Source organism: Microbacterium sp. Au-Mic1, assembly GCF_021341785.1.
In the GTDB taxonomy this organism is placed as follows: Bacteria; Actinomycetota; Actinomycetes; order Actinomycetales; family Microbacteriaceae; genus Microbacterium.
Genome location: NZ_JAJTTF010000008.1, coordinates 51,352 through 73,699, shown reverse-complemented (window position 1 = coordinate 73,699; position 22,348 = coordinate 51,352). Strand labels below are relative to the sequence as shown.

Below are 22,348 nucleotides of genomic sequence, written 5' to 3'. Positions count from 1 at the left end.
GCGCCTGTGCTGGTCGGCGTCGACAGCACCAAGTTCCCCGGCTCGGACGAGCACGGGGCGTGCTGGATGCTCGAGCGCGCGGCCGAGCACTCCCTCGACGGGGTGTACTTCCGGTCCGTGCTCGAGCTGAGCGCAGACCTCGACGAGGACGAAGTGCGGTCGGCCGCGCAGTGCGCGGCCGACCTCGGGCTGCGGCTCGAGGCAGGGGTCGGCAAGGTCAACCCGTTCTCGACGCCCGAGTCACCGCACATCCGCAGGATGGGCGGTGACTACCGCGCGGCGATGGTGCGGATGATCGAGGTGTCCGCCGCAGCCGGGATCCACGAGCTGTGGAGCGCGCTGAGCAACTATCAGTTCCGACTGGCCGACAAGGGCAGGTTCGCCTTCGATCGGTTCCGCACCGACGTGGACTGGCCGGAGCAGCTGGTCGCGACCGAGCGGTTCCTGCAGTCGCTCGCGCCGGTGCTGCGCGCACACGGCAGCCATCTGAACATCGAGACGCACGAGGAGATCACCACCTACGAGCTCGTGCGACTGGTGGAGTCGGTCGGCCCCGACGTGCTCGGGATCACGTTCGACAGCGCGAACGTGGCCGTGCGCGGGGAGGATCCGGTCGCCGCGGCGGTGCGCGTCTCGCCGTACCTGCGGGCCGCGCACATCCGGGATGTCGCGCTCGTCTTCACCGACGAGGGACTCAGCCGGTTCCTGCTCCCGGTCGGCGAGGGCGTGCTGGACTGGCCGGCACTGCTGGCGGCGCTCGGCCCGGAGCTGGACGTGATGCTCTCGATCGAAGGCATCATCTCGAGCCGCGCGGAGATGGGGATCCACCTCTTCGATGCGCACTGGCGCGAGGGGCACCCCGACCTCGCACCCGGCGAGGTGATCGAGCTGGTACGGCTCGCCCGCGCCTACGAGGAACGGGTCGCACGCGGTCGCGCGCCGGGGCTGGACGCCCTGCGCGCACCGGCCCGAGAGGGCGACGCCCTCGACTTCATCGTCCGCAGCGTCCGACGGCTCCGCAGCGAGCTCTCGGCGCTGGAGACCACAGGAACACACACGCAGTGAAGGAAAGAGCAATGACCGACATCCAGGCGAACTACCCGACGCTGAGCCTCGCGGAGCGCGACCGCCGCTGGGCGGCGATCCGCGGCCTCATCGCGAAGGAGGGGCTGGACGGCATCGTCGTGTTCGGCACCGGCCGCGACATCGCCGACTCCTACCTCACCAACGAGGGCAAGCGGGGCGTCGTGCTGCTCACCGCGACCGACGACCCCACGTACTTCATCGGCGATGTGCCGCTCGAGCGATACGACGCGCAGGGCCACCGCTGGGAGCGCTGGGTCGAGGACTGGGTGCCCGGCAACGCGATCGCCAACCTCGCCGCGACCCTGAAGGAGCGCGGCATGGAGGACGCCCGGCTCGGGGTCGTCGGGCTCACCAGCCGCATGGTCTCGCAGTGGGCCGGGACGATCTCGCACACCCAGTGGCAGAACGTGATCGCCGCGATGCCGCACGTGCAATGGGTGGACGTGTCGGATCCATACGAGTCGATCGTCATCATCAAGAGCCCCGAGGAGCGGGTGCTGCTGCGCAAGGCGGCATCGCTGGGCGAGGACGCCTGCCGCGCGTTCGTCGAGACCGCGCGTCGGGGCGGCAGCGAGCACGAGATCGCCGCGGCCGCGTTCCACGCCGTGATCGCGGGCGGCGGCTGGGTGCGCTGGCCCTTCATGCTGGAGCGCGCCGGGGAGAGCATGTTCGCGTGGTCGGTGCCGGAGTGGTTCGAGATGGGCGGGGCCCCGCGGATCCTGAAGACCGGCGATACGATCGCCGCCGAGGTGTTCGCGTTCTACGGCGGTCAGGAATCGCAGCAGCAGATCGACGTGTCGTTCGGCGAGCCGAGCCCGCTGCTGCGTGAGCTGGAGCAGGTCTGCGTCGACTCCTACCAGGCGGGTCTGGCCGCACTGAAGCCGGGCATGCTGTTCTCCGAGCTCGCCGCGATCATGGAGGAGCCGCTGCGCAGCTCGCGCACGTGGAACACCGGTCCGATGGTGCAGACCGTCTCGCCGATCTACAACAGCGCCACCCGTCTGCACCCCGAGGTGGACCCGGCCCTCGCCGGTCTGCCGAAGCTGCCCGGTGGTGTCGGCATCGACGGCGACTTCGTCATCCAGGAGGGACATGCGTTCGCCTTCGAGCCGAACGCCCTGCGCGACGGTCAGCGCGTGTGCGTCGGCGGTACGGTGCTGCTCGGCGAGAACGGCGTGGAGGAGCTCAACTCCATCCCGAACCGGCTGAACGTGGTCTGACGTGGTGCGTACCGGCCCGTCCTTCTCCGACGTCTCGCTGCGGCACAAGCGGGTCTGGATGCTGCGCGGTCCGCAGGATCCGCTCGCACTGCGCGCCGTGGCCCGGGACCTCGTCGCGCAGGGGAGCGCGGTCGAGGTGTCGCTCGATCTGCGTTCGCCGGGGCCGCTGGTGAACGAGTCCGAGGCCGGTCCCGGCGAGTTCGGGGCGCTGCTGCACCTGTACGGACTGCCGGTCGGATCCGGCCCGGCCGACGCCTCCCCGCTCTGCGCCGAGCTCGGCGGGGCCGAGTGCAGCATCCTGGAGCGGGTGGTCTTCGATCGCCGCCACGACGAAGGCGATCCGAACGGCGCCCTCGGCTGGATCCGCATCGGCACGCAGGTGCGACAGAGTCACCTGGATCGGAACGGGTTCGTCGCGCACTGGGGAGGAGTGCACGCAGAGCTGGTTCGGCGGCACCACCCCGGCGCCGTCCGCTACGTGCAGAGCTACCGGATCTGGAGCACGCCGGGCGCGACCGTGTTCGACGGGTTCTACGAGTCGACGTTCCCGACGGTCGAGGACTGGACCGAGCGGCTGTTCGACTCGCCGCGCGGGGAGGAGCTGCTCTCGCGCGATGCCGAGGGCTTCCTCGTCGAGGGCGGGAGCGAGCGCCTCTGGGTGCGTCGAGAGCGCTTCGCGCCGGACTGGTCCGGGTTGCTCCCGACCCTCTGATGCAGATCGCTCCCTCCTTCGAGGAGGGGGCGATCTGGCATGCCAGGTGTGCGTCCGGAGCTCAGGGCTCGAAGAGCTGGTCCACGATCTTCATCGAACTCACCCTGCCGTGCTCGAGGTGCGCCGCGGCGAGGCTGCCCGCCCACTCGACGTGCCCGCCGGCGATGGCCTCGCAGAGCAGGCGGTGCTCGTCGTGGGTGTTCGCGTCGCCCTCCTGCGTGATGATGTTGAAGTAGCGCCGCACTCGCCCGCTGATGGGCAGGCTGATCTGCTGCAGCAGCACGTTGCCGCTCAGCTCGACGATCACGTCGTGGAACGCCGCCGTCGCGTCCGCGATCCGGTGCGCGTCGCCGCTGCTCATCGCCTCCTCCGCCGCAGCCAGGCAGGCGAGCAGCGGTTCCGCGGAGGCGCCCTCGGCGCAGCGCTGCGCGGCCTCGCGGGCGCTCAGCGGCTCCAGTACGGCGCGCACCGAGAACAGTTCGATGATCTCCCGCACGCGCATCGGGGTGACCACCGCGCCGCGCCGGTGCAGCGTGCGGATGTACCCCTCGGCCTCGAGCCGGGGCAGTGCCTCTCGGATCGGGTTGCGCGAGACGCCGAGCTGGGCGGCGATGTCACGTTCGCGCACGCGGGATCCGTGCTTCATCGTGCCGTCGATGATGCGGTCGCGGATCCACTCGTACGCGAGTGCGTCGAGGGCGGTGTCGTGATCGACGTCGATCTCTTCGTCCAGGTGCGGAGCAGCCTCTGGCATACCAAACCTCGCTATCGGTCGGTCAGGTCGACCTGGATAGGAGTCTATCCGCCGCAGCCCCGGGGCTGCGCAATGGGCCCCGTTCGCCGTTCACGGGGGCCGCTGGCCGAAGGCCACTGGGCACCGGTCCGGCCGGCCCTGCCCGTTGCATGGCTCAGCCCTGGCGGCGCACCATCTCCGCGATCCACGACGGCGCGAACGGCGAGGTGCAGTTCGGAGGCGTCGGGTAATCGGCGAGCACCTGCAGCCGCTCGCCGATCGCGATCGCGCGGTCGCGCAGTGCCGGGTGGTGTATCCCGATGTAGGCGAGCGTCTCATTCATCGCCCACTGCTCGCGGGCCGGTGCGGCGGCGAGCTCGCGTTCGATCCGGTCGAGCAGGCCGTCGAGGTCGAGGCCCTCGGGGTCCTTCGCGACGCGCGCGGAGGTGAGCGACCAGGCCGCGGCGCGGGCGTCGGGATCCGCGTCGTCCAGCCAGCGCAGGCGCAGCTCCTCGGCGTGCGACGACTTCTTCGCGAGGTATGCCACGAGCCAGTCGTGCGCCTTGGCGCTCTGCGTCGCGCGCACCATGCGGTCGAGGTCGTCGGCGTCGAGGCCGCGGGGCTTCGCGAGCAGGATGCCGAGGAGCTGCCCGGCCACATCCCCGGAGTCGTACAGTTCGCGGGCGAGCTCCGGATCGGCGCCGATCCGCTTCGCGAGCGCACGCAGCTGCGACAGGTTCACGCCGTGCGCGTCGCCGTGCCGCTCATTGACGGCGCGGGCCTTGGGATCCTCCAGGGCGGCCAGATCGGCGAGCGCCTGGGCGAGGGTCGTGGACATGCCGCCAGCCTATGTCGCAGCAGCGCGAGGGGCCCGGGATGCGACAATGGTGACGCAAACATCGTGCCGCACCCCGAGGAGAGCCATGACCGAGTCCCTGCGCGCCGCGCTCACCTACGAGGACGGCGTACTGCAGCGCCAGGGCAGGCCGTTCCGGATGCTCTCCGGCGCGGTGCACTACTTCCGGATCCACCCCGACCAGTGGGAGGACCGGCTGCGCCGTCTCGCCGCGATGGGCGCGAACACGGTCGACACTTATGTCCCGTGGAACTTCCACGAGCGGGTCGAGGGCGCCGTCGACTTCAGCGGCTGGCGCGACGCCGAGCGGTTCATCCGGCTCGCCGGCGAGGTCGGGCTCGACGTGTTCGTTCGCCCGAGCCCGTACATCTGCGCCGAGTGGTCGAACGGCGGGATCCCGTTCTGGCTGAGCGGACGCACCCGCGCACTGCGCACGAGCGACCCCGTCTTCCTCGCCGCCGTCGACGCCTGGTACGACGCGCTGATCCCGCGGCTCGCGCCGCTGCAGGCCGCGCACGGCGGCCCCATCACGGCGGTGCAGATCGAGAACGAGTACGGATCCTTCGGCAGCGACCACGACTACCTCGTGCACCTGCGCGACGGTCTGCGTGCGCGGGGCATCGTCGAGCTGCTCACCACCGCCGACGGCACGACGGCGGACATGGTCCGAAACGGCAGCGTCGAGGGGGCGATGGGGTCGTTTACGTTCGGCACCGGCGTGGCGGAGGCGCAGCGCCTGCGCGTGCCGGACCAGCCGCTGCTCTGCGCCGAGCTGTGGGGCGGCTGGTTCGATCACTGGGGCGAGCAGCACCACGTGCGCTCGGCGGCGAGCATGATCGGCACGGTCGAGGAGCTGCTGGCCGAGGGCGGATCCGTGAGCCTGTACATGGCGCACGGCGGCACGAACTTCGGCCTCTGGGCGGGGGCCAACCACGATCGCGTGCTGCAGCCGACCGTCACGAGCTACGACTCGGATGCGCCGATCGGCGAGGACGGATCCCTGAACGACAAGTTCCATGCGCTGCGGGCCGCGTTCGCCCCGTTCCACGACGGCGACCTGCCGCCGATCCCGGCCGCGCTCCGCCGGCAGCCCGCCGCGTCGACGCCGTTGGTGCCGGTGACCGCGCTGCTCGACGTCCTGCGGGCGGTCCCCGCCGGTGCCACGGCGCCGATGCCGCTCACCTTCGAGGAGCTCGGCGCCGAGGACGGGCTGGTCGCCTACGAGGCGGAGATCTCCTTCGCTCCGGGCGCCGCGCTGACCGTCGACGTGCTGCACGACCGGGCGGTCGTGTTCCTCGACGGGGTGCGCCTCGGTGTGCTCGAGCGCGACGGCGAGCGGACGCTCGACCTTCCCGGGACGGGCGGATCCGGCCTGCTCACCCTCGTCGTGGAGAGCCAGGGGCGCGTCAACTACGGACCGCTCACCGGCGAGGGCAAGGGGATCATGGCGGGGGTGAGGGTCGGACGCCGCTTCGCGCACGGCTGGACCCATCGGGTGATCCCGCAGGACGCGCCGGCCGGCACGGTCGCGGGCGACCCCTTCGCCGCGGCCGCGTCGGCCGACGGCCTCGCGGTCGCCGTGTTCGACGTCGCAGACCCGGCCGACGCCTGGCTCGCGTTCCCCGGCGCCGTCAACGCCCTGGTGTGGCTGAACGGGTTCCTGCTCGGGCGCCACCGCGCGGTCGGCCCGCAGGTCACGCTCTACGCCCCCGGCCCGCTGTGGCGGGAGGGACGCAACGAGATCCGCGTGCTCGACACCGACGGGATCGGATCCGCCGTCGAGGTCCGCGAGGAGCCCGATTTCGGCCCGGTGGAGGAGTTCATCGGATCCTGACCGAGGCCGGGTCCGCCCGCTGCTCAGGCCTCGTCGCGCAGGCCGGCGCGGATCCGGCGCAGGTCCTCGGTGAGGGATCCGATCAGCACCCAGTTGCGCGACGACGGCGGGCGGATGTCCAGCGGTGAGGTGAGTGCGGGGATCGCCGAGGTGAGCGCCTCGGGCTCGGGAACCACCTCGGCGAGCTGCACGGCGAGGCGCACGTCGTGGCCCGCCCGGTGCAGCTGATCGGCGATCGGAGCGACCGAGGGCTCAGCCGGGAGCGTGTCGTCGTACTGGTCGACGAAGGCGCGCGTCATGCCGATCACCTGCGTCACGATCGGGCCGAGGCGCTCGAGCAGCGCACGCATCGCGGTGAACTCCGCACGATGGCGGGATCCGCGGGGGTTCAGGGTGAGCGACTCCTCGCCGGCGGTGAGCGAGGCGTCGGCGGCATCCTTCATCGGGCGCAGCAGCCGGGCCTCCAGCATGAGCTCCTGAAGGCGGGCGGGACTCTGCTCCACGGCGATCGCGTCGGCCAGGCGGTCGAGGGTGGCCGCGAGCTCCCCGCCGAGCAGAGCCAGATCGCGCCGCACCGGGGCGACCAGCACGGGCGGCACCACGGCGACGTTGACCACGAAGCCGATCGCGGCGCCGATCAGCGTCTCCAGGATCCGGTCGACCGCGTAGTCGGGGCTCGCCGATCCGAGCGCGAGCACGAGCATCGCCGAGATCGCGACCTGGTTCGCGGTGCCGGGGGTGGCCTTGAACGACCACGCCACCACCATCGCCACCACGACCGCGAGCAGCACGACCCAGCTGAGGCCGCCGAGGGCGAGGCTCAGCAGCACCGCGATCACGACGCCCGCGATCACGCCGATGCTGCGCTCCACGGCCTTCGCGAACGACTGGTTCACGCTCGGCTGCACCACGAGCAGCGCGGCGATCGCCGCGAACACGGGCAGGTGCCCCGGCACGAGCCAGCCGGCGACGAGCCAGGCCGCGATCGTCGCCGCCGCCGACTTCGCCACTTGCAGCAGCGGCGCGCGTCGGGCGGCGCGGAGGGCGGCGAGCGGACGCATGCTCCCACGGTAGTCCGCGATCTGAGGTACCCGCGTCGGAAGTTAGGGCATCTGCCCGATGGGGGCAGGGTGCCTTAGCGACGAGCGTATGAGTACCGGAGAAGGAGACATCATGGAACTGAACTACGCGATGAGCTACCGCATCACCACGCTGGAGCTCGAGCAGGCCGCGATCCGCGCCGAGCGCGCCAGGATGGCCGCGGAGAACGCCGACCTGATCGTCCGCCGCGACGGGATCCTGCGCCGCGCGCTGCGTCGTCTGCAGGCCCGCCGTGCCGCGGTCGTGCCGGCCCCCGCGGTCGAGACGCGCGAGGCCGAGACGGCCGTGGCCACCCCCGCGGCTTCCGCGGTCGCCCCCACCACGCAGATCGCGGAGCTCGTCTCCGCGTCGGACGAGACCCGCGACCGCGAGCTCGTCGGCTGCGTCTCGCACGCCGCATGAGCGAAGCGGCGCCCGTCCCGGTGCCCACCGCCACGGCGCCCGCCCTGTCATCGACTGCGGGCGCCCCCGAACGCAAGAGCCTCCCGACGACGGATCCGGCACAGGATCCGCTGCCGTCGGGAGGCTCTTCCGCGTCCGCCGCCGACGCCGCCGGTTCTGCCGAGAGCGGCGCCGCCCGCACGGCGGCGCCCGATGTCCGTGGCGGATGGCACGATGAAGACATGTCCCTCGCCACCACGTCGGCCGCCATGGTCGGGCGCGATGCCGAACTCGCGCTCCTCGACGACGCTCTGCGCCGTGCCGGTGCCGGCGAGTCCGCCTCCGTGCTCGTCGGCGGTGAGGCGGGCATCGGCAAGTCCCGGCTGACGGCGGAGTTCCGCCGCCGCGTGGCGGACGAGGCCACGGTGCTGACCGGCTGGTGCCTGGACTACGGATCCACGCCGGCGCCCTTCGGCCCGCTCCCGGCGATCCTGCGCGGGGTGCTCGACGAACTCGGTGACCGCGCCGACGAGGCAGCGGGGCCGGGCCGCGACGCCCTGCAGCTGCTGCTGCCCGAGCGCGCCGTCGGTCCGGTCGATCGCTCGACGATCCGCCCCGAGGGGCTGCGCGAGACGATCGCGAACCTGCTGGAGGCGGCCGCGTCCGTCCGTCCGGTGGTGGTCGTGATCGAAGACCTGCACTGGGCTGACGCCGCGACCCTGTCGATGCTGTCCTTCCTGCTCCGAGCCCTCGCAGGCCGCCCCGTGCTGTTCCTGCTCACCTGCCGCATCGACGAGGTGCGCCGCGGCGGAGCGGTGCGCACGTTCCTCGCCGAGGCCGAGCGCGCCCGCCTCCTCGACCGCGTGACCCTCGACCGCCTGGACGCGAACGCCGTGCGCGATCTCGTGCAGCGCCTGCGCGGACCGGTGGGCGACGTCGGCCTGGCCAAGCTCATGGAGCGCAGCGAGGGCGTGCCGTTCTTCGTCGAAGAGCTGCTCTGCAACGTGCAGGGCCCGATGCCCGACACGCTGCGGGATGTCCTCCTCGCCCGATTCGACGCCCTCGGCGACGACGCGAAGCGCGTGGTGCGGGTCGCCTCGGGATCCGACGGGGCGATCTCCCACGACCTGCTGGCCACGCTCGCCGGCTTCGGCGACGAGCGCCTCGACGAGGCCGTCCGCGAGGCCATGGGAGCCGGCATCGTCGGGGTCGCGGATCGGGAGAGCTACGGGTTCCGGCACGCGCTGCTGCGCGAAGCCGTGCACGACGACCTGCTGCCCGGTGAGCGCGCTCGCCTGCACTGGGCCTATGCCGACGCCCTGGAGGCGGCCGGCGCGGCGCCGTCGACCCTCGCGTTCCACTGGCACCGCGCCCACGACTCCCCGCGTGCGCTCGCGGCGGCGGTCACCGCGATGCAGGAGGCGAAGAACAGCTACGCCTTCTCGACCGCGGCACGCTTCGGCGAACTCGCCCTGGAACTGTGGGAGCAGGTGCCCGACCCGGCGGAGGTCGCCGGCATCGAGCGGATCCCCCTGCTCGCCCAGGTCGGATCCATCCTGCGCAACGGCGGCGACGGGGAGCGCGCGCTCGCCGTGGTCTCGCTCGCCCTCGACGAGATCGACCCCGCGGTCGTCGACCGTTCGGTGCATGCGCGGCTGCTGCGCGACAAGGCGCTCTACCTGCAGAATCTCGGCCGCGGCGGGTCTGCCGACCTGTTCCTCGAGGCGCTCGCGATCGTCGAGTCCGAGCCGGGCCAGGAGCGACTGAGGGCCGCCCTGCTCGGCTATCTCGCGGGCCGCTACCTCATCGGCGCACGGCTGGAGGACGCCGTCGCGACCGCTGACGAGGCGTTCCGGCTGGCGGAGTCGATCGGCTTCGACAACGTGATGTCCGTCGCCGCGAATCTGCGCGGCTGCAGCCGGATCCATCTCGGAGAGGTCGCTGCCGGTCTCGCCGATTTCCGACTGTCCTGGGAGCACGCGGCCGATCACGACGCCCAGCTGCGCTATCGCGTCAACTACGCCGACAGCCTCAACATGCTCGGCCGCTTCCGTGAGGCGGTCGAGGTGGCCGAGGCCGGTGTCGCGCATTCGCGGACGCTCGGCGTCGAGCGGTCGACCGGTGCGATCCTGTCGCACAACATGGTCGAACCCCTCCTCGAGCTCGGCGAGATCGACCGGGTGGAGGAGATCTCCGCGCGGGACCTCGCCGTGCGCACGCTGCAGGTCTTCCGGATGTACTCGACGATGTCGCGGATCCGGGCGCTGGCCTGGCGCGGCGAGATGGACGAGGCCGTCCGTGTGCTCGGCGAGTGGCGCTCGATCGCCGAGGGCGTCGCGGCCGTGGAGCGGCAGGTCTGGTACTCGCTGCACGACGTCGAGATCCTCATCGCCCTCGGACTCGGCGACTCGGTACGCGCCGCCGCGGAGCTGCGCATCGTGATCGAGGATCCGGGTCAGCGGCTCGCCCTGATGGGGCGGATCCTGCTCGAGGGCGGGCGGGTCGTCGCCGACCTCCGCGCCGACGGACACGGCGCGCTCGCCGACGCGACGGCCGAGCTCGTGCGCACACGATGGCTCTCCCTGCCCGCCGAGCTGCAGCACCCGCACTGGGCCGCCGTGCTCACGGCTCTGCTGGACGCGGATCCGGAACGGCTCGAGGCGGCCGTCGTGCTCGTCGACGGTGAGGACGTGCCCGCTGTCTTCCGCCCGCTCGTCCGGCTGGAGCGCGCCCGAGTGCTCGTGGCGGAGGGCGACAGGACGACCGCCGTCGAGCTGGTGACCGAGGCTGCCGCGATCGCGGAGGGGCTGGGCCACGACCGGCTGCGCCGCCGCACCACGGAGTTCATGGACGCGGCGGGGCTCAACCGCGCCGCGACGCGCGGTGCGCACACCGCGGAGAGCATCGAGCTCACGGCGCGCGAGCAGCAGGTGCTCGACCTCATCGCCGAGGGGCTCAGCAACCGTCAGATCGGCGAGCGGCTGTTCATCAGCGGCAAGACCGCGAGCGTGCACGTCTCCGCGATCCTGCGCAAGCTCGGAGTCTCCAGCCGCACGGAGGCCGCCGTCGCCCAGCGGATTCGCTGAGGCCGGCCGCGTGCGTCAGGCGGCGAACGTCAGGCGGCGAGCGTCCCGAGGATCAGCACCTCGATGATCCGGGCGAGGGATCCCTGGAACTGCTCGGGGAGGAACACCAGCGTCGCGTCGAGCGCGTAGGCGTCGTGCACGGCCTGGGGCGGATGCGTGTGCGTCCAGTACCCGCCCACGGCGATCAGGATCGATCGCGCCGCCTCGTCCGCCTGCGGCTCGGTCAGCTCCGGGATCACCTGACGCACCAGTGCGCCGAAGCGCGCGAGTGCTTCATAGCCGTTCCGCTTGAACCTGACGATCGTGTCGGTGGTGACGTTGTGCTCCAGGACCCCGGCCTGCGCGGCGATGAGCTCGCAGAGCATCTCGTGCCGGGCGAAGGCGGATGCGAGCACGGACGCCGTGGCGGCGACACGGCGGCGGACGTCGTCGCGGGCGTCGATCGCTCCCGGGAGCGAGGCGTGCACCTCGGCGAACAGCTCCGCCGCCTGCTCGCCCAGCAGGTCGAGGAGCACCGCCTCCCTCGACTCGAAATAGCGCAGCACGTTCGACTTGGCCAGGCCCACGCGGCGGCTCAGCTCGTTCAGGCTCACGTCGGCCAGGGGTAGTTCCGTGAGCATCGCGGCGGCGGTGTCGAGGATCGCCCGCCGCCGGACCTCACGCTGCTCCTCGGTGCGCGCGCGCTGGAACGTGGTCATCCCGCGATTCTACAGACTGGCGGTCTCTTGACAAGGGACCAATGGTTCTTTATCTTAGAGACCATCGGTCCGATACGAACGCGGACGCGAGGAGAGCGGGAGAAGTCGCCATGGGAGCAAAGGTCGCACTGGTCACGGGGGCCTCGTCCGGAATCGGGGAGTCCGCCGCGCGCCACTTGAAGGACGCCGGGTTCATCGTCTACGCGGCCGCGCGACGGGTGGACCGGATGGCCGGGCTGGAGCGGGCGGGCATCCGCACGATCGCCCTCGACGTGACCGATGACGCCTCCGCGCGCGTCGCGGTCGAGCGGATCCTCGCCGAGCAGGGGCGGATCGACGTCCTGGTGAACAATGCGGGTTATGGATCGTACGGTGCGCTGGAGGACGTGCCGCTCGCCGAGGCGCAGGCGCAACTCGACGTGAACGTGCTGGGCCTCGCCCGGATGGCGCGGCTCGTGCTGCCGCAGCTGCGCGCCCAGCGCAGCGGGACGATCATCAACATCTCCTCGATGGGCGGGAACTTCACGACACCGCTCGGAGCCTGGTACCACGCCAGCAAGTACGCGGTCGAGGCGATCAGCGACGCGCTGCGCATGGAGCTCGGGCCGTTCGGCATCGACGTCGTCGTGGTTCAGCCTGGATCCATCCGCACCGAGTGGGGCGCGATCGCCGCGGCCACCGTGCTCGAGACCTCCGGCGACGGTCCGTACCGGGCGCAGGCGGAGGCGGTCGCGAACGCCCTCGGCAACAGCTCGCGCCCGGATGCTCGTCTGACCTCCTCGCCCGATGTCGTCGCACGGGCGATCGTGAGGGCGGCGACGGCGCGGCGTCCGCGCCCTCGCTATCGCATCGGGTTCGGTGCGAAGCCGCTCGTACTCGCGCGCCGGATCCTGCCCACGCGGGTCTTCGACCGCCTCATCCAGCGCGCCGTCTCCGCCTGACGCCCCGCGGATCCGCGCTGCGCCCTCGGCTCGCGCTCCGACCGCGAGACCGAACCTCCACCCCGAGACCGCGTCTCAGATCGTCGGTCTCGGGACGGAGGTTCGGTCTCGCGGGCATGGGGCGATCATGAGGCGGACGTCGGCGTCGGAATGGGGTGGCGCTCTCAGGCAGCCTCGGCCCGACCCCGGCGCCAGTAGCCCATGAATGCGACGGAGCGGCGGTCGATGCCGAGGCCGCGCACGAGATGCCGGCGCAGTGCGGTGATCGTCGACGCCTCCCCGGCGAGCCAGGCGTAGCAGGATCCGATGGTGGCCTCCGGAACCTCCCAGAGCACGTCGTCCTCGTTCGGATCCGCGAGTTCCGCCCCCGCGGCCGCGTCGAGCCCCGCTCCGGGCGCGGCGGGACCTGCGGCGCCGGACGTGGCTGCGGCGCCGGCCGGCGGCGTGCTCTCGACGGCCCGTGTCTCACCCCAGGCGTGCACGGCCGCGCTCAGCCGCAGCCCGTGCGCCGCGCTCCCGCGGGCCAGCCACCGGACCGCGACGCCCTCGGGTGCGGCGAGCGGCAGGGCGTCGGCCTCGGTGGGCACCTCGATGTAGACGGATCCGGTGACGTGCGCGGGCAGCGACTCGACGATCGCGCAGATCGCCGGCACGGCGGTCTCGTCGCCGGCGATGAGAACGGAGTCGGCGTCACCCGGATTCCACTCCAGCCCTCCGGTCTCGTCGGCGCGCGCATCGGGACCGATCACGACCAGCGGTGCGCCCGGCGCGGCGGCCGAGGCCCAGGCGGACGCGGGCCCCTCCGTGCCGTGCAGCACGAAGTCGACGTCGATCTCGCGACTCTGCGGCCGTACCGCGCGGATCGTGTAGGTGCGGATCGGATTGCGCATCTCATCGGGGAGTTCTCGCCACCGGCGATACCACTCCATCATGCCGACCGATTCGTCGAACTGGCCGACATCGGTGAAGGATCCGTCGGGCAGCGGCAGCACGAGCTTGATGCGCTGATCGAGGCCCGCCGTGCCGAAATGCACGAGATCGGGGCCGGTCAGCGTCATCCGCAGGAAGTTCGGAGACAGCTGCTCGCGGCGGGCGACGGTGGTGCGGTAGGTCCGGTAGGGATGATGTGACACGCCCTCAAGGATAGGTTAGGCTCCCCTAACATGACGAATCGGATCCTCTCCGTCGCCTCCGCCCCGTCCGGGCTCGAGGCGGAGGGCCTCACGCTGCACTACGGCCGCACACCCGTCGTGCACGACGTCGCGCTGGCCCTTCGTCCGGGGACCGTCACGGCGCTCATCGGCCCGAACGGCAGCGGCAAGTCGACGGCCTTGCGGGCCATCGCGCGGCTGCACCGCATGCAGGCCGGATCCGTGCACATCGACGCCGACGGCACCCGCCGGGACGCCGCCGCACTGGATGCGAAGGAGTTCGCGCGCACCGTCGCGATGCTGTCGCAGTCGCGGCCGCACCCCTCCGGCCTGGAGGTGCGCGACGTCGTCGCGTTCGGCCGGCACCCGCATCGGGGCCGGTTCTCGGGTCTGCGCGACGAGGACCGCACCGCCATCGACCGTGCGCTGGCGCTCACGGGCCTGGGCGCCATGGGCGCCCGCCCGGTGGACGAGCTCTCCGGAGGGGAGCTGCAGCGCGTCTGGCTGGCCACTGCGCTCGCGCAGACCACGCCGATCCTGCTGCTCGACGAACCCACCAACCACCTCGACCTGCGCTACCAGATCGAGACGCTCGACCTCATCCGCGACCTCGCCGACGCGGGCACGGCGCTGGGCGTCGTGCTGCACGACCTCGACCACGCCGCCGCGGTCGCGGACCGGGTGGTGCTCCTGCACGACGGTCGTGTGCGCGCCTTCGGCACCCCCGCCGAAGTGCTCACCGGCGAGAACCTGTCGGCCGCCTACGGGCTGCGCATCGACACCGCGCTCGACGACGGCCGCGTGCGGGTGATACCGCGAGGCCGGCACAGCGCCCGCCGCCTCGCCCGCGAACCGCAACTCGCCTGACGCGGGCCGGAGCCCTGGCACCGCGTCCGCCGCCGGGCCGCCTCACTGCACCGCGCCGCCGCCTCGCGGCCCGGGCGTCGGATCCGCCGAACCGGGCCTCTGTCCTCGACCACCCTCGACCCCGCACCCCACCGACCCTGGAGAACCATGCGCAAGCCCCTCGCCGTCCTCTCGCTGCTCGCCGCGAGCACCCTCGCCCTCGCCGGCTGCGGAACGACCTCCGTCGCCGCGCCCACCGGCAGCGCCGCCCCCGCCGCGAGCGCCGAGTGCGCGACCGATGCCACGGCGACGTCCACGGGGCCCGTCACCATGACCGACGCCCTCGGCCGCACCGTGAAGCTCGACAAGCCCGCGGAGCGCGTCGCCGTGCTGGAGTGGCAGCAGGTCGAGGACGCGCTCACCCTGTGCGTGACACCCGTCGCCGTGGCCGACGCGGCCGGCTATCGACAGTGGGACAAGGCCGAGACTCTCCCCGAGGGCGTGAAGGACGTGGGCACCCGCCAGGAGCCCAACCTCGACGCGCTGTTCCAGACCAAGCCCGACCTCGTCATCGTCGAGGCGCAGACCCGCGATGACGCGATCATCGGCCAGCTCGAGAAGTACGGCGTGCCGGTGCTCGTCACGGTCGGCGCCGACGCGAAGGATCCGGTGAAGCAGCTGCTCGCGACCTTCGACCTCATCGCGCAGGCCACCGGTCGCACCGAGCGGGCCGCGGACGTCGCGACGGAGATGAAGAACCACCTCGCGGAGGCGAAGAAGACGCTCGCCGCGGCGAAGCCCTCCAGCACCGACTTCGTCTACTTCGACGGCTGGGTGGACGGCGGCACGGTGTCGCTGCGTCCGTTCGGCACCGGATCGCTGATCGGCGCGATCGGCGGCGAGCTGGGTCTCACGAACGTCTGGAAGGGCGAGACCGATCCCGCATACGGACTCGGCAGCACCGACGTCGAGGGCATGACCACGGTCGGATCCGCCACTCTGCTGCACACCGGCACCGACGATCCCGACAGCGACAGCTTCATCGCCGCAGCCGAGAAGAACCCGGCCTGGGCCTCGATCCCGGCGGTCAAGGAGAAGCGGATCCACGCGTTCCCCACCGGGATCTGGACGTTCGGCGGGCCGCGCTCGGCCGAGAAGATCGCCGACGCGTACGTCGACGCGTTCCGCAAGTGAGCCGGTGGCGGTGAGCACGATGCGGGTGGAAGAGCAGGGATCGGCGATCACGGCGGAGGTGCCGGGATCGCCGGCCGGGGCGCGCGCAGACGCGCGGGCGACGACCGGAGCGGGCGGGAGCCCCGCGTCCGGCGTCCGGGCGCGCCTCGGTGCCGTCGGGGTGCTGGTCCTGCTCGCCATCGCGCTCGCCGCCGCCGCGGGTTGGCACCTCACTCAAGGTACGAGCGGCGCGGTCTGGGCGAACCCCGACATCCTGCTCGGCGCGCGCCTACCCCGGCTCGCCGCCGGCGTGGCCGTGGGCATCGCGCTCGGCATGGCCGGCCTGCTCATGCAGTCGCTGGCGCGCAACGCCCTGGCCTCTCCCGACACGCTCGGTGTGACGGCGGGTTCGTACCTCGCGATCACCGCGGTCGCCGCGTTCGGGATCTCGATCCCGTTCTGGGCGTCGGGGATCGTCGCATTCGCCGGCGGGCTGGTCGCCGCGGTGATCGTGCTGGGGCTCGCGGGAGGCGCCGGATCCTCGACGACCCGGCTCGTGCTCGCCGGATCCGCGCTGGCCCTGGCCTTCCAGGCCGCGACCTCGGCGCTGCTGATCCTGTTCAGCGAGCAGACCAAGGGACTGCTCGCCTGGGGGAGCGGCAGCCTGTCCCAGCTCGGGCTGGACGCGTTCCTGCGCGCGGCGCCGGTCGTCGTGGTCGCCGGACTGCTGGCGCTGCTGCTCGCCCGCCGACTGGACGTCCTCGCGCTCGGTGACGACCTGGCCGCATCCCTGGGCGTGCGGATCCGTTCGACGCGCATCCTCGGGATCCTGCTGGCGGTGCTGCTGACCGCGACCGCCGTCACCCTCGCCGGTCCGCTCGGGTTCGTCGGACTGTGCGCGCCCGTGCTCGCCCGCCTGCTGGTGCGGGTCGTGCCGGGGCTCGGCCGACACGCGCTGCTGCTACCCGCCTCCGGACTCATCGGCGCGCTCGTGGTGATCCTCGCCGACGCTCTGCTGCGGCTCGTCATCGGGGCTGAGGGTGCGATCGCCGTGCCCACGGGCGTGGCGACGACGGTGCTCGGATCCGTCGTGCTCGTGGTGATGGCGCGCCGGTTGCGCGACTCCGGGCCCACACGGCGGCCGCCGTCGATCCGGTTCGGGGTACGAGGGCCGCTGCGCTTCCGGCTCATGCTCGCGATCTCGGCCGTGCTGGTTGTCGCCGTCAGCGTCGGCGGCCTGCTGCTCGGTGCGACGCCGCTGCTCACCGGCGACGTGCTGCTCTGGCTGCAGGGTCAGGCGCCGCCGCAGATCGCGTTCGCGCTGGACGAGCGGGCGCCGCGGGTGATCGCCGCCGTCACGGCGGGTGCGGCGCTCGCGCTCGCCGGGTGCCTGACGCAGGCCGTGAGCCGCAATCCGCTCGCCGATCCGGGCCTGCTCGGCATCACGGGCGGCGCGGGCCTCGGCGCGGTGCTCGTGGTGACGAGCGCTGCGGCCTCGACGTTCGGCATGCTCGTGGCGGCGGTGGTCGGCGCGATCGCGGCGTTCGCACTCGTGTACCTGCTGGCCTGGCGTGGCGGGCTCAGCGCGGACCGGTTCATCCTCATCGGGCTCGGCGTCTCGTCGGCGGCGGTCGCGCTCACCTCGTTCGTGCTGCTGCGGGCGAGCCCGTTCGACACACCGAAGATCTACACCTGGCTGAGCGGCACGACGTACGGCCGGATCTGGGAGCAGGTCGTGCCGCTGGCCGTCGTGCTGCTGATCGCGCTGCCCGTGGTGCTGATGCGCAATCGGGAACTGGATCTGCTCGCCCTCGACGAGGACACCCCCCGCGCGCTCGGCGTGAAGCTCGAGCGCTCGCGCCTGCTGATCCTCGCGGTGGCCGCGCTCCTCGCGGCGTTCAGCGTGGTGGCCGTCGGCGTGATCGGATTCGTCGGGCTCGTCGCCCCGCACGCCGCGCGCGCCCTGGTCGGCGGCCGGCACGCGCGCGTGCTGCCGGTCGCGGTACTGCTGGGGGCGGTGCTGGTGGGTCTCGCGGACGCGGTGGGCCGCACGGTCATCGCGCCGGCGCAGCTGCCCGCCGGGCTCGTGGTCGCGGTCCTCGGCGCTCCGTACTTCGTCTGGCTGCTCTGGCGCTCCCGCGACGTGTGAGGCCGGGCCTCCCCCCTCCGGGGTCGTTGAGCGAGGACGGCGAAGCCGACTTTCCGGGGTCGTTGAGCGAGGACGGCGAAGCCGACCGAGACGAAACGCGGTCAGCTGAGAGGGTGCGGCGTTTCGCCTCGCGCCGGCTGCGCCGGTGCTCGCTCAACCATTTCCGGTCGGCTCAGCCTGCGGCGTCGGCCTCGAGCACCGCCATCGCGGCGTTGTGCCCGCCGATGCCCGAGACCGCGCCGCCGCGGACCGCGCCGGATCCGCACAGCAGCACGTCCGGGAAGCGGGTCGCCACACCCCAGCGCTGGGCGGGGGTGCCGAGCTCCGCGTCGTCCTCGGCCCAGGGCCAGGACAGCGGGCCGTGGAAGATGTTGCCGCCCGGCATCGCGAGCGCCTCCTCCAGGTCGCGCGTCGTCTTGACCTCGATGCACGGCTTCCCCGTCGCGTCGATGGCGAGGACGTCCTCGATCGGCTCCGCGAGGACCGAGTTCAGCGAGGCGAGCACCGCGGTGCGGATCCGGTCCCGCAGCTCGTCGTTGCCGATCCGGTCGACGAGGCGGTCCGGCACGTGCAGGCCGAACAGGGTGAGCGTCTGCGCGGGGGTGTCGCGGAGCGACTCGCCCAGGATCGTCCGATCGCTCAGCGTGTGGCAGTAGATCTCGCACGGCATCGGATCCGGGAGCTCACCCGTCTCCGCGCGCTCGAAGGCGGCCTGCAGCTGCACGCCGAGCTCGTTGATGTGGAAGGTCCCCGCGAACGCCGCCTCGGGCGCGACGGTCTCGTCGCGCAGCTTCGGCAGCCGGGTCAGGAACAGGTTCACCTTCGCCTGTGCGCCCTCGGGGCGGACGACGACGGCGCCATCCGCGAAGCCGGGCCTGTCGATCGCCGCGGCGTCGCCGAGCAGCCGGTCGAGCACGGCGGGCGCGACATTCGAGAGGATCGTGCGGGCGGCGACGGTGCGCAGCTCGCCGTCGTGGCGGTACTGCACGGTCGCGAGGCCGGCCTCCGACGCGGGGACGACGGACAGCGCCTCGGCCCCGGTCAGCACGGTCGCGCCGGCGGACGCGGCGGCCCGGGCGATCTCGCCCGAGACCGCGCCCATGCCGCCGACCGGCACGTCCCAATCGCCCGTGCCGCCGCCGATCACGTGGTACAGGAAGCACCGGTTCGCGTCGAGCGCCGGATCGTCGAGGCTCGTGAAGGTCCCGATCAGCCCGTCGGTCGCGACGACACCGCGCACCAGGTCGCTGCGGAACCGCGCGTCGATCGTCGCGCCGAGCGGGCGCTCGATGAACGCGTCCCAGACCTCGTCGTCGCCGAGGAGCGCCTTCGCCGCAGCGCGCGTCGGCAGCGGCTCGGTCAGGGTCGGGAACAGCGCCTCCGCGATCCGCCGGGTCTCGTCGGAGAACTCGCCCCAGGCGGCCAGGTCGGAGGCCGTGACCCCGGCGCGGGCGAAGTCGGCCCTGGCCCCCTCGGCGTCCGCCGCGCGGTCGACGAGCAGGCCGCGGGTCGGGTCGAGCGGATCCGGCGTGTACGACGAGTAGCGCCGCCGGACCAGGCTGATGTCCAGCCCCAGATCGTCGATGATCCGCTGCGGCAGCAGGCTCACCAGGTACGCGTAGCGGGACAGCCGCGCGTCGACGCCCTCGAACGCCTGCGCGGACACGGCCGCCCCGCCGACGTGGTCGTCGCGCTCGAGCACGAGCACGCGGCGGCCGGCCTGGGCCAGATAGGCCGCGGCGGTCAGTCCGTTGTGGCCCCCTCCGACGATGACGGCGTCGTAGTCGGGGGTCTTGTCGTCGGGCATGGGAGGTCCTCGTTCGTCGCGGCGGACAGGCGGATCCGGCTCACTCGGTCGTCGCCGCACCGGGCACGGCGACGACGGGGACCGGCGCATAGCGGATGATCTTGGCCGCACTGGATCCCAGGAACACGCGGGCGATCGGATGCGTCGACGAGGAGCCGATGGCGAGGATGTCGCCCTCCTCCCAGTCGAGCCGGCGGATCGCGCGGGCCCAATCGGATCCCTCGGCGATCGTGAACGTGAGCGTGTCGTCGTCGAAGCCCTGCGAGCGCAGGAACTCCTCCGCATCGTGCTGAGCGTTGCCCGCCTGCATCCGCCACAGGTCGATCACCTGGGTCTCGGCGTGGCCCATCCGGGACGTCACGGGACGGCGGGGCGGAGCGACGACGAAGGTCACCACGCGCAGCCGCGCCCCTGTGCGCCGACAGATCTCGGCGACGCCGGTGAGCAGCGACCAGCTCGCGTCGTCGTCGCGGAACGCGACCGTGACGCGGTTCACGCCGCTGTCGGTGCGGTAGCCCCGCGGCGCGATGGCCACGGGGATCGGCGACGAGTGCACGAGCCGGTCGGTCTTCGAGCTGAGCCTGATGCGGCCGGGCTCGGCGTCGCCGCTCGAGCCGACGACGAGCATCCGCGCCTCGTGCTCCGTCGCCTGTTCGACGAGGGCCTGCGGCACGGAGCGCCCGCTCACCCAGACCGCGGTGCCGTCGACGCCGGGGTGCTGTGCGAGGTCGGCGCGCGCCTCCTCGGCGGTGATCTCGCCCTCGCTCGCCGCCCAGTCCTCGAACTCCCGGTCCGTGCCGCCGGCGAGCGGGGTGCGCCATCCCTGGGGGACGACGGACACGGCGCGGACCGGCTGTGGCTCGGAGCGTGCGAACTGGCAGGCGAGTTCGATGGCGGAGCGGTCGTTGTTGTGGGGGCCGTAGCCGACGAGGTAGGTCACTTGCTCTGATCCTCGAGTTCGGGGTGGATGGGTTCGGAGATCTCCTCGTCGGAGGTGTAGGTGTTCAGCGTGGCCTTGCGGCGCCCGTAGAGGACATAGAACAGGAACACGATCACGAGCCAGCTCACGCAGATGATCCAGGTGATGGGCTGCAGCTGGGTCAGCACGTACACGCACACCAGGACGGTGAGGATCGGCACGACCCACGGGCCGAACGGGACTTTGTACGGCCGTTCGATCTCGGGGTGGGTGCGGCGCAGGACCATCAGGGAGATCGCGACGATGCTGAACGCGACCAGCGTGCCGAACGAGACGCTGTCCCACAGGTAGTCCGCCGGCACGAACCCGGCGACGAGGGCGACGATGATCGACACCGTGAGGGTGTTGAAGACCGGGGTGCCGAACCGCGGGCTGACGCGCTCGAACTTCTTCGAGACCATGCCGTCGCGGGAGATGGAGAACAGGATGCGGGTCTGGCCGTAGAGGGTGACCAGCGTCACCGAGAACACGGAGATCACCGCACCCGCGGACAGGATGATCGGCCAGATCGGGTTCCCGGTCACGTTCAGCAGGATCTTCGCCAGGCCGGCCTCGCCGGCCTCCTTCGTCGCGAACCAGCCGGCGGGCTCGGCGGCGAGGCCCGCGACGGAAACCAGGACGTAGATCACGGTGACGATCAGCAGCGCGCCGATGATCGCGCGGGGGATCGCCTTCTGCGGGTTGCGCACCTCCTCGGACGCGGTGGCGACCGCGTCGAGTCCGATGTAGGAGAAGAAGATCACACCCGCCGCGCCGCTGATCCCGGACGCCTGCCCGAAGAAGTTCGCGAAGTGGTCGGAGTTGAACGCGGTGAACGCGAGGACCACGAACAGCAGCAGCACGCCGAGCTTGATGCACACCATGATCGCGTTCACCGTCGCGGACTCCGACGCGCCCCGGATCAGCAGCAGCATGCACAGGCCGATCAGCACCACGGCGGGCAGGTTGATGAACCCGCCGTTCGGGGATCCGTCGGGGTTCGGGATGAACGTCAGTGACAGCGCCGTCGGCAGCTCGAAGTGGAACAGCTGGAGCAGCAGCTCGTTGAAGTAGCCGCTCCATCCGACCGCGACGGCCGAGACGGCGAGGCCGTACTCGAGCAGCACCGCACCGCCGACCAGGACCGCCGGCCCCTCGCCCAGCGCGTGATACGTGTACGAGTAGCTCGATCCGCTGACCGGGATCGCCGAGGCGAGCTCGGCGTAGCACAGCGCTGACAACCCGGCGGCGATCGCCGCGAGCAGGAAGGAGAGGATGACCGCCGGTCCCGCCAGGGGGACCGCGCTGCTGAGGACGAAGAAGACACCGGTGCCGACGGTGGCGCCGACCCCGAACATCATCAGCTGGAACGTGCCCAGATTGCGGGACAGCTCCTCGCCCTGATGGTGCCGGCGCTGAAAGATGATCGGCTTGCGACGCACCAGCTGTCGTCCGAAGGACGGGGTGTGATTGGTGGACATGGGGCTCCCAAAGGCCGGTGGCGGGCGTCTTCGACCGCCGTTGCCTCATGCTGGCACTCGACGAGAGCGATACCAACGGCTCTCCGAAGGAGGCTGTCTGGGATCTCAGACTGCCGGGCTCGGTCGCTTGTCAGT

General features: G+C 72.0%; 18 protein-coding genes. 10 read left to right on the top strand and 8 right to left on the bottom strand.

Features of this window, described 5'->3' with window-relative positions:
• The first annotated feature begins 6 nt into the window (after positions 1–6).
• From LXM50_RS12300 to LXM50_RS12290, 3 genes are read left to right on the top strand one after another with little or no spacing between them, the layout of a single operon-like run.
• Positions 7–1,065 (top strand): sugar phosphate isomerase/epimerase, encoded by a 1,059-nt coding sequence (locus tag LXM50_RS12300; protein WP_233311613.1) that lies wholly within the window; start codon positions 7–9, stop codon positions 1,063–1,065.
• Positions 1,066–1,076: 11 nt separating this feature from the next.
• A complete protein-coding gene (locus LXM50_RS12295) occupies positions 1,077–2,306 on the top strand; it encodes a Xaa-Pro peptidase family protein (RefSeq protein ID WP_233311612.1) in 1,230 nt (409 codons plus the stop codon).
• Position 2,307: 1 nt separating this feature from the next.
• Positions 2,308–3,018, top strand: coding sequence for an EthD domain-containing protein (locus LXM50_RS12290; protein WP_233311611.1), 711 nt, complete (start codon positions 2,308–2,310; stop codon positions 3,016–3,018).
• A gap of 61 nt (positions 3,019–3,079) precedes the next feature.
• Here LXM50_RS12290 and LXM50_RS12285 read toward each other — a convergent pair whose 3' ends face one another.
• Both LXM50_RS12285 and LXM50_RS12280 read right to left on the bottom strand, forming a co-directional pair.
• On the bottom strand, positions 3,080–3,772 hold the full coding sequence (locus LXM50_RS12285; protein ID WP_233311610.1) for a GntR family transcriptional regulator: 693 nt from the start codon (positions 3,770–3,772) through the stop codon (positions 3,080–3,082).
• A gap of 154 nt (positions 3,773–3,926) precedes the next feature.
• Complete coding sequence (locus LXM50_RS12280; protein WP_233311609.1) at positions 3,927–4,589, bottom strand: DNA alkylation repair protein; 663 nt, start codon at positions 4,587–4,589, stop codon at positions 3,927–3,929.
• An 85-nt stretch (positions 4,590–4,674) separates the two neighbouring features.
• On the opposite strand from LXM50_RS12280, the gene LXM50_RS12275 reads away from it, so the two are divergent.
• Positions 4,675–6,441, top strand: coding sequence for a beta-galactosidase family protein (locus LXM50_RS12275; protein WP_233311608.1), 1,767 nt, complete (start codon positions 4,675–4,677; stop codon positions 6,439–6,441).
• A 23-nt stretch (positions 6,442–6,464) separates the two neighbouring features.
• On the opposite strand, the gene LXM50_RS12270 is transcribed toward LXM50_RS12275, so the two are convergent.
• Entirely contained in the window at positions 6,465–7,502 is a 1,038-nt protein-coding gene (locus LXM50_RS12270) for an aromatic acid exporter family protein (protein WP_233311607.1), read from the bottom strand.
• A 112-nt stretch (positions 7,503–7,614) separates the two neighbouring features.
• On the opposite strand from LXM50_RS12270, the gene LXM50_RS12265 reads away from it, so the two are divergent.
• Complete coding sequence (locus LXM50_RS12265; protein ID WP_233311606.1) at positions 7,615–7,944, top strand: hypothetical protein; 330 nt, start codon at positions 7,615–7,617, stop codon at positions 7,942–7,944.
• Positions 7,941–11,009 carry an AAA family ATPase gene (locus LXM50_RS18765; RefSeq protein WP_308192526.1) on the top strand — a complete coding sequence of 1,023 codons (3,069 nt, stop codon included), beginning with the start codon at positions 7,941–7,943 and terminating at the stop codon, positions 11,007–11,009. The genes LXM50_RS12265 and LXM50_RS18765 overlap by 4 nt, the downstream gene beginning before the upstream one ends.
• 29 nt (positions 11,010–11,038) lie before the next feature.
• Here the strand turns inward: LXM50_RS18765 and LXM50_RS12250 are convergent, their stop codons facing one another.
• A complete protein-coding gene (locus tag LXM50_RS12250) occupies positions 11,039–11,707 on the bottom strand; it encodes a TetR/AcrR family transcriptional regulator (RefSeq protein ID WP_233311605.1) in 669 nt (222 codons plus the stop codon).
• A gap of 110 nt (positions 11,708–11,817) precedes the next feature.
• Between LXM50_RS12250 and LXM50_RS12245 the strand changes: the two genes are divergently transcribed.
• Positions 11,818–12,648 (top strand): oxidoreductase, encoded by an 831-nt coding sequence (locus LXM50_RS12245; RefSeq protein WP_233311604.1) that lies wholly within the window; start codon positions 11,818–11,820, stop codon positions 12,646–12,648.
• 164 nt (positions 12,649–12,812) lie between these two features.
• On the opposite strand, the gene LXM50_RS12240 is transcribed toward LXM50_RS12245, so the two are convergent.
• Positions 12,813–13,781 (bottom strand): siderophore-interacting protein, encoded by a 969-nt coding sequence (locus LXM50_RS12240; protein ID WP_233311603.1) that lies wholly within the window; start codon positions 13,779–13,781, stop codon positions 12,813–12,815.
• A 30-nt stretch (positions 13,782–13,811) separates the two neighbouring features.
• Here LXM50_RS12240 and LXM50_RS12235 point away from each other — a divergent pair, with 30 nt between their 5' ends.
• The 3 genes from LXM50_RS12235 to LXM50_RS12225 all read left to right on the top strand — a co-directional run bounded on the left by LXM50_RS12235 (position 13,812) and on the right by LXM50_RS12225 (position 17,967).
• On the top strand, positions 13,812–14,666 hold the full coding sequence (locus LXM50_RS12235) for an ABC transporter ATP-binding protein (RefSeq protein ID WP_233311602.1): 855 nt from the start codon (positions 13,812–13,814) through the stop codon (positions 14,664–14,666).
• A gap of 147 nt (positions 14,667–14,813) precedes the next feature.
• The gene (locus tag LXM50_RS12230) at positions 14,814–15,839 is read left to right on the top strand and encodes an iron-siderophore ABC transporter substrate-binding protein (protein ID WP_233311601.1); all 1,026 of its coding nucleotides are present in this window, start codon (positions 14,814–14,816) and stop codon (positions 15,837–15,839) included.
• A gap of 19 nt (positions 15,840–15,858) precedes the next feature.
• Complete coding sequence (locus tag LXM50_RS12225) at positions 15,859–17,967, top strand: iron ABC transporter permease (RefSeq protein WP_233311749.1); 2,109 nt, start codon at positions 15,859–15,861, stop codon at positions 17,965–17,967.
• 172 nt (positions 17,968–18,139) lie between these two features.
• Here the strand turns inward: LXM50_RS12225 and LXM50_RS12220 are convergent, their stop codons facing one another.
• The 3 genes from LXM50_RS12220 to LXM50_RS12210 are packed head-to-tail and all read right to left on the bottom strand — an operon-like array spanning position 18,140 to position 22,213.
• Complete coding sequence (locus LXM50_RS12220; protein WP_233311600.1) at positions 18,140–19,774, bottom strand: NAD(P)/FAD-dependent oxidoreductase; 1,635 nt, start codon at positions 19,772–19,774, stop codon at positions 18,140–18,142.
• 40 nt (positions 19,775–19,814) lie between these two features.
• Positions 19,815–20,714, bottom strand: a complete 900-nt coding sequence (locus tag LXM50_RS12215) for a universal stress protein (protein WP_233311599.1) — start codon at positions 20,712–20,714, stop codon at positions 19,815–19,817.
• Positions 20,711–22,213 (bottom strand): APC family permease, encoded by a 1,503-nt coding sequence (locus LXM50_RS12210; protein ID WP_233311598.1) that lies wholly within the window; start codon positions 22,211–22,213, stop codon positions 20,711–20,713. Before LXM50_RS12210 ends, LXM50_RS12215 begins: the two co-directional genes overlap by 4 nt.
• Positions 22,214–22,348 lie beyond the last annotated feature (135 nt).

Excerpts from the sequence above, each read along its gene's own strand:
- LXM50_RS12295 (WP_233311612.1), top strand. The coding sequence starts at position 1,077 with ATGACCGACATCCAGGCGAACTACCCGACGCTGAGCCTCGCGGAGCGC.
- LXM50_RS12285 (WP_233311610.1), bottom strand. The coding sequence starts at position 3,772 with ATGCCAGAGGCTGCTCCGCACCTGGACGAAGAGATCGACGTCGATCAC.
- LXM50_RS12280 (WP_233311609.1), bottom strand. The coding sequence starts at position 4,589 with ATGTCCACGACCCTCGCCCAGGCGCTCGCCGATCTGGCCGCCCTGGAG.
- LXM50_RS12275 (WP_233311608.1), top strand. The coding sequence starts at position 4,675 with ATGACCGAGTCCCTGCGCGCCGCGCTCACCTACGAGGACGGCGTACTG.
- LXM50_RS12270 (WP_233311607.1), bottom strand. The coding sequence starts at position 7,502 with ATGCGTCCGCTCGCCGCCCTCCGCGCCGCCCGACGCGCGCCGCTGCTG.
- LXM50_RS12265 (WP_233311606.1), top strand. The coding sequence starts at position 7,615 with ATGGAACTGAACTACGCGATGAGCTACCGCATCACCACGCTGGAGCTC.
- LXM50_RS18765 (WP_308192526.1), top strand. The coding sequence starts at position 7,941 with ATGAGCGAAGCGGCGCCCGTCCCGGTGCCCACCGCCACGGCGCCCGCC.
- LXM50_RS12250 (WP_233311605.1), bottom strand. The coding sequence starts at position 11,707 with ATGACCACGTTCCAGCGCGCGCGCACCGAGGAGCAGCGTGAGGTCCGG.
- LXM50_RS12245 (WP_233311604.1), top strand. The coding sequence starts at position 11,818 with ATGGGAGCAAAGGTCGCACTGGTCACGGGGGCCTCGTCCGGAATCGGG.
- LXM50_RS12235 (WP_233311602.1), top strand. The coding sequence starts at position 13,812 with ATGACGAATCGGATCCTCTCCGTCGCCTCCGCCCCGTCCGGGCTCGAG.
- LXM50_RS12230 (WP_233311601.1), top strand. The coding sequence starts at position 14,814 with ATGCGCAAGCCCCTCGCCGTCCTCTCGCTGCTCGCCGCGAGCACCCTC.
- LXM50_RS12225 (WP_233311749.1), top strand. The coding sequence starts at position 15,859 with ATGCGGGTGGAAGAGCAGGGATCGGCGATCACGGCGGAGGTGCCGGGA.
- LXM50_RS12220 (WP_233311600.1), bottom strand. The coding sequence starts at position 19,774 with ATGCCCGACGACAAGACCCCCGACTACGACGCCGTCATCGTCGGAGGG.
- LXM50_RS12210 (WP_233311598.1), bottom strand. The coding sequence starts at position 22,213 with ATGTCCACCAATCACACCCCGTCCTTCGGACGACAGCTGGTGCGTCGC.